Here is a 7,136-nt window from a genome sequence, read left to right on the forward strand (position 1 = left end):
CCGGTCCGAGCCCGGGGCGCCGGGCGCGCGGTCCGGGGCGGGGCCGGTGGCGGACGAGGCGGTGCGGCGGCGGGTGGCGCTCGCGCAGACCGCGCTGCTGTCCGCGCTCGTCGCGGGCGCCCCCGCGCCGGAGGGCTTCGACCGGCACCGGCTGCGCGTGCAGAGCCGGGCGCTGGCGGCCAAGCGGGCCGACGTGGTGGCCAGGGTCGCGCCGGAGCTGCCGCGGCTGCTGGGGGCCGGCTACCGGACGGCGTTCCTGGCGTACGCGGACGGGCGGCCGATGACCGGTGGCTACCGCCGCGACGCGCTCACCTTCGCCGAGCACCTGCTGGCGGAGGGCCTGCCGCGGGACGCGGCGGTCCGGCGGGAGCTGGCCCGCTGGTGGCGCGAGCGCGCCGGGCCGACCCCGCCGACGGCCGGGGACCGGCCCGGTCTCGCCGCCCGCCTCGCGCGCGCCGCCCGGGCGGCGCTGGGCCGCGGGTGACGGCTGGGGGATGAGGGGCGGGGGTGAGGGGCGGGGGATGTCGGGCCGCAGGCGATTGACGGGACGGGCCTGGCACGACAGGCCGAGGTCGGCGGCACGGAGGCTCGGGGTCGGGCGGGCCCAGGCCGGGCCCGGCGGCGCGCGGAACCCGCCGGGCCTCAGCCGCTCAGGCACCGGCCGCCGCCCCGCCGGGCCCGCCGCCTGGCGGCGGTACGGCCCGCCCCCGGAGCCGGGGGCCGGGAACCGGGAGCCGGCCCGCACCGCGCCCGGCACGCTCCGCGTCAGGCCAGGCCCGCGACCAGTTCCGCGACCGCCTTGCGCCGCCCGGTGTAGAACGGCACCTCCTCGCGCACGTGCAGGCGCGCCTCCGAGCCGCGCAGGTGCCGCATCAGGTCCACGATGCGGTACAGCTCGTCCGCCTCGAAGGCGAGGATCCACTCGTAGTCGCCCAGCGAGAAGGAGGCGACCGTGTTGGCCCGTACGTCCGGGTAGCCGCGCGCCATCTTCCCGTGGTCGGCGAGCATGCGGCGGCGGTCCTCCTCCGGCAGCAGGTACCAGTCGTAGGACCGCACGAAGGGGTAGACGCTGACGTACTGGCGCGGGTTCTCGTCGGCGAGGAACGCCGGGATGTGCGACCGGTTGAACTCGGCCGGGCGGTGCAGCGCCATGTTCGACCAGACCGGCACCAGGGCCCGGCCCAGGCGGGTGCGGCGGAAGAGGTTGTACGCCTCCTGGAGCGCGTCGGCGGTCTCGGCGTGCCACCAGATCATGAGGTCGGCGTCCGCGCGCAGCCCGGACACGTCGTATGTGCCGCGCACGGTGACGTCCTTGGCGGCGAGCTGGCCGAACAGCTCCTCCACCTCGTCGGCGTAGCCGGTGCGGTCCTCCGGCAGCACGTCCCGCAGCCGGAACACCGACCACAGGGTGTAGCGGATGACCTCGTTGAGGTCCTTGGCCCGCTTGCCGGCGTTGGGGATCTTCTCGGGAGCAGCAGTCATGAGGCTATTCTCACTCGCCGTCCGGCGCGCCCCGGCCCGGCCCCAGGCCCTGTCGTCGAAGTCCCCCCTGCCCCGCGACGCCTGCTCCCCCGGCCACCGCTGGGCGGTGCCCCCTCGCACCGGACGCCGCGGGCCCCGCCCTCCGGACGGACGACGCTACTTCGACGACAGGGCCTGGGTCCGCGCCGCGAGCCCGGCCAGCAGCTCGTCGGCGGCGCGGCGGGCGCTTGCGACGCAGGCCGGGATGCCCACGCCGTCNGGCGGGCGCTTGCGACGCAGGCCGGGATGCCCACGCCGTCGTACGCCGCCCCGCACACCCGCAGGGCGGGCAGCCTGGCGGCCTCATCGCGGACGCGGGCGACCCGGGCGAGGTGGCCGACGGGGTACTGCGGCAGGCCGTGCTCCCAGCGCACGACGCGGGTGGCCACGGGGCGGGCCGTCAGGCCGACGGCCCGGCGCAGGTCGTCGCGGGACATCTCTACCAGGTCCGCGTCGTCGCGCTTCAGGTGCTCGTCGTCCTCAAACCGCCCGATCGAGGTACGCAGCAGGAGGAGGCCGGGGTCGGCGCCGCCCACCCAGTCCCACTTGCGGCTGGAGAAGGTGGCCGCCTTGATGACGTGCCCGTCGACGGGCGGCACCAGGAAGCCGCTGCCCTCGGCCGTCGCCGCGCCCGCGTCACCGGCCAGGTCGGCGCGGCGGAACGCCATGGTGACCAGGGCCATGGACGCGTAGTCGACGCCCGCCAGCTCGGCCGCCGCGGCCGGCGCCTCGGCGGCCAGCAGGCGGGCGGCGGCGGGCGCGGGCACGGCCACGACGACCGCGTCGGCGCGCAGCTCCGCGCCGTCCGTGCCGACGCTCCAGCCGTCGCCTGACCGGCGCAGCCGCCGTACGGGCGCGGCCGTGCGCACGTCGGCGCCCGCGGCCCGCAGCGCGTCCGCGGCCGCGAGCGGCAGCCGCCCGACGCCGCCGTCGATCCCCATGAACACCGGCCCCGCCGCCGGTCCGGACGCCGCCTGCCCGGCCGCGGCGCGCCGCTGGACGGCGCGTACCGCCTCGGTCAGCGACGGGTGGGTGCGGACGGCCTCGAACAGCTGCGGGACCGCCGCCCGCAGCGAGATCCGGTACGCGTCGCCCGCGTACACCCCGCCGAGCAGGGGTTCGACCAGCCGGTCCACCACCTCGCGGCCGAACCGCTCGGCCACGAGCGCGCCGATCGCGACGTCCTCGCCGACCTCGGCCGGGGGCAGCCGCTCCTCGTCCGCGATCCGCGCCAGGCCCGCCTCGGAGAGCACTCCGGAGGCGGCGAGCGGCCCGAGGGCACCGGGCACGCCCATGACGTGGCCGGCCGGCATCGGGCGCAGCGCGCCGCGCGTCCACAGGAAGGCGCGCGCGGTGGCGGGGGCCCGCAGGGCGCCGCCGAGGCCGACCGCGCGGGCGAAGTCGACCGCCTCGGGCCGCCGCGCGAGCATCGCCTCGGCCCCGAGGTCCACCGGCACGCCCGCGACCTCGCCGACCAGCAGCTTTCCGCCGAGCCGCGCGGACGCCTCCAGCAGCGTCACGCGCGCGCCGCCGGCCAGCAGCCGGTGGGCGGCGGCGAGCCCGGAGACGCCGCCGCCGATGACGACGGCGTGGGGCGCGGCGGGCGTGGGGGGCGTGGGAGCGGCGCTCATGCCCCTACTCTCTCACCGCGCCCTGCGCACCCTGCCGCGCGGGCCGTACGGGCCGTGCGGCAGGGTGCGTACGGCCCGTGTCGCAAGGGGGCGGGCCGGGTCCGCGGGGCGGAGCGCCGGGCCGGACCCGTCGGCCGGGCCGGCCGTGCGCCGCGGCCGTACGGCCGGTGTCAGCCCGCCTCGCGCTCGGCGCGCTCGGCGCGCGCCCGCCCGCGCCGCGACCACACCAGCCACGGCGTCCAGGTGAACTTGTCGCCGCCGACCCACCGGACGACGTCGGGGTCGTCGAGGTCGAGGTGGCCGAGCCCGGCCTGCCGGGCGATCTCGATGACGTCCACAATCGACCGCGCGATGCCGACCAGCTCGCCGTCCATCTTGACTATCCGGAACGGCGGATCGCCGGGCTGGACCCCTCGTACGACGATCCGCGGCGGTGTCACGCGCGGGCTCACGATTTCGGTCATATCTCCACGCTGACGCGCCCGCCGCCGTGCGTCAACGCGATGGCCGTCCCCTGTCGCCGTTGACAGGGCAGGTTCAGGAACTTGACACTCGCAACTGGCCAGTAACATCGCCGCCCGGCGCCGACACGGATACCGCGGCGGCGGAAGCGGGAGAGGACCCATGAACGATCGCCTGCGGGATGTCTACGTGGTGGACGCGGTGCGCACGCCGATCGGCAAGTACGGCGGCGCTCTCGCCGGGGTCCGGCCGGACGACCTGGCCGCCCATGTCGTACGGGCCCTGGTGGACCGCTCCCCGGACCTGGACCCGGCCCGGATCGACGACGTGCTGTTCGGCAACGCCAACGGCGCGGGCGAGGAGAACCGCGACGTCGCCCGCATGGCCGTGCTGCTGGCCGGGCTGCCGGTGACGGTGCCGGGCGCGACCGTGAACCGGCTGTGCGCCTCGGGCCTGGAGGCCGTCGTCCACGCGGCCCGCGCCATCGCCGTCGGCGACGCGCACGTCGCGCTCGCGGGCGGCGTGGAGTCCATGAGCCGCGCGCCGTGGGTGCTGCCCAAGCCGGACCGTCCCTTCCCGGCCGGGCACCAGCAGCTGTACTCCACCACCCTGGGCTGGCGCATGACCAACCCGGCCATGCCCCCGGAGTGGACGGTCTCCCTCGGCGAGGGCGCCGAGCTGGTCGCCGACCGGCACGGCATCAGCCGCACGGCCCAGGACGAGTACGCGCTGGCCAGCCACGAGAAGGCGGCGCGGGCGTGGAAGGACGGCGCGTACGGCGCCGAGGTGGTGCCGTACGAGGGCGTGGACCTGCCGCGGGACGAGACCATCCGCGACAGCACCTCGCTGGAGGCGCTGGCCCGGCTGAAGCCCGCCTTCCGGGAGGGCGGCACGGTCACGGCGGGCAACTCCTCGGCCCTCAACGACGGCGCCGCCGCCCTGCTGCTCGCCGACGAGGAGGGCCTGAAGACCATCGGCCGGGAGCCGCTGGCGCGGATCGGCGCGAGCGCCGTGACCGGCATCGAGCCGCAGTACTTCGGCCTGGGCCCGGTGGAGGCGGTGCGCCGCGCCCTGGCCCGCGCGGGGCGCACGTTCGCCGACCTGTCGGTGTTCGAGCTGAACGAGGCGTTCGCCGCGCAGGTGCTCGGCTGCCTGGCCGAGTGGCCCGACCTGGATCCGACCGTGGTCAACCCGCGCGGCGGGGCCATCGCCATCGGGCACCCGCTGGGCTGCTCCGGCGCCCGGCTGGCGGGGGCCGTCGCCCACCAGCTCGCGGCGGCGGGCTCGGGCACCGGCCTGGCCTCGCTGTGCATCGGGGTCGGGCAGGGGCAGGCGCTGGTCCTGGAGCGCTGACCGGGCCGCGCGAGGGCCGCCGGTCCCGGGCCACGCGGCCCTCGCGCGGGCCCGCTGCCCGAGCACGGACCGCCGCCCGAGCACGGACCGCCGCGAGCGCGGCCCGCTGCCCCGGCTCAGGGGTCCCGGCTCAGGGGTCCCGGCTCAGGGGTCCCGGCGCCCCGGCCCAGGCTCAGGCCCCGGGCGGGCTCAGCGCGCCGACGCCTCGTGCACGTACTCCACCAGGTGCGTCAGCGCGTCCGGGTCGGTGTCCGGCAGCACGCCGTGGCCGAGGTTGAACACGTGGCCCCCGCCGCCGGGGAACGCCGCGCGGGCCGCGTCGAGCACCTCGCGGGCCTTGGCCGCCACGGCCTCGCGCGGCGCGAACAGCACGGCCGGGTCGAGGTTGCCCTGGAGCGCGCGGCCCGGGCCGACCCGGCGCGCGGCCTCGTCCAGCGGCACCCGCCAGTCCACCCCGACCACGTCGGCGCCCGCCTGGCCCATCAGGCCCAGCAGCTCGCCCGTACCGACGCCGAAGTGGATGCGCGGCACGCCGTACCCGGCGACGGCGGCGAAGACCTTCTCGGACGCGGGCAGCACCAGGCGGCGGTAGTCGCCGGGCGCCAGCGCCCCGGCCCAGGAGTCGAAGAGCTGGACCGCGGAGGCGCCGGCCTCGATCTGCACCTTCAGGAAGGTGGCGGTGATGTCCGCGAGCCGGTCCAGCAGGTCGGCCCACAGCCCCGGGTCGCCGTACATGAGCGCCTTGGTGCGCTCGTGGTTGCGCGAGGGACCGCCCTCGACCAGGTAGCTGGCGAGCGTGAAGGGCGCGCCCGCGAAGCCGATGAGCGGGGTGGCGCCCAGCTCGCCGACGAGCATGCCGACGGCCTCGGTGACGTACTTCACCTCGTCCGGGTCCAGCGGCCGCAGCCGGTCCAGGTCGGCGCGGGTGCGCACCGGGTGCTCGACCACCGGGCCCACGCCGGGCTTGATGTCGAGGTCGAGGCCGATGGCCTTGAGGGGGACGACGATGTCGCTGAAGTAGATGGCCGCGTCGACGCGGTGGCGGCGCACCGGTTGCAGGGTGATCTCGGTGACCAGGTCCGGCCGGGCACAGGAGTCGAGCATGGCGATGCCCTCGCGGACCTTGCGGTACTCCGGCAGGGAGCGGCCCGCCTGCCGCATGAACCACACCGGCGTGTACGGCACGGATTCGCCGCGGCAGGCCCGCAGGAACACCGAGTCGGCCGCGGGGCCCGCCGGGACCGCGGACGGCGCGGGGGGCGCGGCCGGGGCGGGGCCGCCTGGTTGCCGGCCCGAGGGCCGTTCGCCTTCGCTCATGTCCCAAATCTTCGCACGGGCCGAACGAGTGACCCGCCAACCCGGGTGTCCCTCCCCGGCTGCGGCCCCTCCTGCGCCTAGTCTTCCGGGCATGGCAGCGGTTCAAGGGCAGTCACCGGGCGGCGGTGCTGACGACACGGGTGGGGAGGGCGGCGTCCCGTCCGCCTTCGACAGGGCGGTCGCCGGGCTGCGGGCCTTCCGGCCGCGGCCGGAGGTGGAGCTCGCCCCGACGCCGCCGCCGCGCAGGCTCGCCCCGTTCTCGTACGCGCTGGACGCGGTGGTCGCCGTGGACGACGAGGAGCTGGCCGAGGGGCGGCTGATCCTGCTGCACGACCCGGCCGGGCCGGACGCCTGGGACGGCACGTTCCGGCTGGTCACGCTCGTGCACGCGGACCTGGAGCCGGAGATCGCGGCGGACCCGCTGCTGCCCGAGGTGTGCTGGTCGTGGCTGACGGGCGCCCTGGAGGCGCGCGGGGTGGCGTACGGCGAGCCCAGCGGCACGGTCACGCGGGCGAGTTCGCACTACTTCGGCGGCATGGGCGAGCGCCCGCCGTCGACGCGCATCGAGATCCGCGCCTCGTGGACGCCGTGGGACCGGGCGCCGCTGCCGGACCTCGGCGCACCCGGCCGCGTCGGCCCGGACCGTACGCTTCCGGCCGACCGTACGGCGGTGGCCAACCGCTCTCTTTCGGACACTTCTCCCGGAAACGGGGGTCTCGGGCACGGGGGCCTCGGAAACGGGGGCCGGGACGCGCCGACCGGGCGGATCCGGCCGCACGGCGGCGGCCCGGTGCGGCCGGCGTCCGAGGCGCCGGACGCCGGGGGCCCGGCGCGGCCCGGCGGCCCCGCCCC

5 protein-coding genes and 2 pseudogenes are annotated in these 7,136 nt (G+C 77.5%); 3 read left to right on the forward strand and 4 right to left on the reverse strand.

What is annotated here, in order from left to right:
* Window positions 1-484, forward strand: a pseudogene (locus RKE29_RS26495) (endonuclease); the annotation flags it as partial.
* 281 nt (window positions 485-765) lie between these two features.
* Here RKE29_RS26495 and hemQ read toward each other — a convergent pair.
* The 3 genes from hemQ to RKE29_RS26510 form a co-directional block, all read right to left on the reverse strand.
* The gene (gene hemQ, locus RKE29_RS26500; protein WP_312008183.1) at window positions 766-1,482 is read right to left on the reverse strand and encodes a hydrogen peroxide-dependent heme synthase; all 717 of its coding nucleotides are present in this window, start codon (window positions 1,480-1,482) and stop codon (window positions 766-768) included.
* Window positions 1,479-3,152 (reverse strand): protoporphyrinogen oxidase, encoded by a 1,674-nt coding sequence (gene hemG, locus RKE29_RS26505; RefSeq protein WP_312008184.1) that lies wholly within the window; start codon window positions 3,150-3,152, stop codon window positions 1,479-1,481. The genes hemQ and hemG overlap by 4 nt, the downstream gene beginning before the upstream one ends.
* A 170-nt stretch (window positions 3,153-3,322) precedes the next feature.
* Complete coding sequence (locus RKE29_RS26510) at window positions 3,323-3,616, reverse strand: hypothetical protein (protein WP_312008185.1); 294 nt, start codon at window positions 3,614-3,616, stop codon at window positions 3,323-3,325.
* Between the two features lie 160 nt (window positions 3,617-3,776).
* On the opposite strand from RKE29_RS26510, the gene RKE29_RS26515 reads away from it, so the two are divergent.
* On the forward strand, window positions 3,777-4,967 hold the full coding sequence (locus RKE29_RS26515) for a thiolase family protein (RefSeq protein ID WP_312008186.1): 1,191 nt from the start codon (window positions 3,777-3,779) through the stop codon (window positions 4,965-4,967).
* Between the two features lie 189 nt (window positions 4,968-5,156).
* On the opposite strand, the gene hemE is transcribed toward RKE29_RS26515, so the two are convergent.
* A complete protein-coding gene (gene hemE, locus RKE29_RS26520) occupies window positions 5,157-6,284 on the reverse strand; it encodes a uroporphyrinogen decarboxylase (protein WP_312008187.1) in 1,128 nt (375 codons plus the stop codon).
* 91 nt (window positions 6,285-6,375) lie between these two features.
* Between hemE and RKE29_RS26525 the strand changes: the two are divergent.
* A pseudogene (locus RKE29_RS26525) lies at window positions 6,376-6,873 on the forward strand (DUF3000 domain-containing protein); the annotation flags it as partial.
* Window positions 6,874-7,136: the final 263 nt, after the last annotated feature.

Source organism: Streptomyces sp. B1866, assembly GCF_031932565.1.
Lineage (GTDB): Bacteria > Actinomycetota > Actinomycetes > Streptomycetales > Streptomycetaceae > Streptomyces.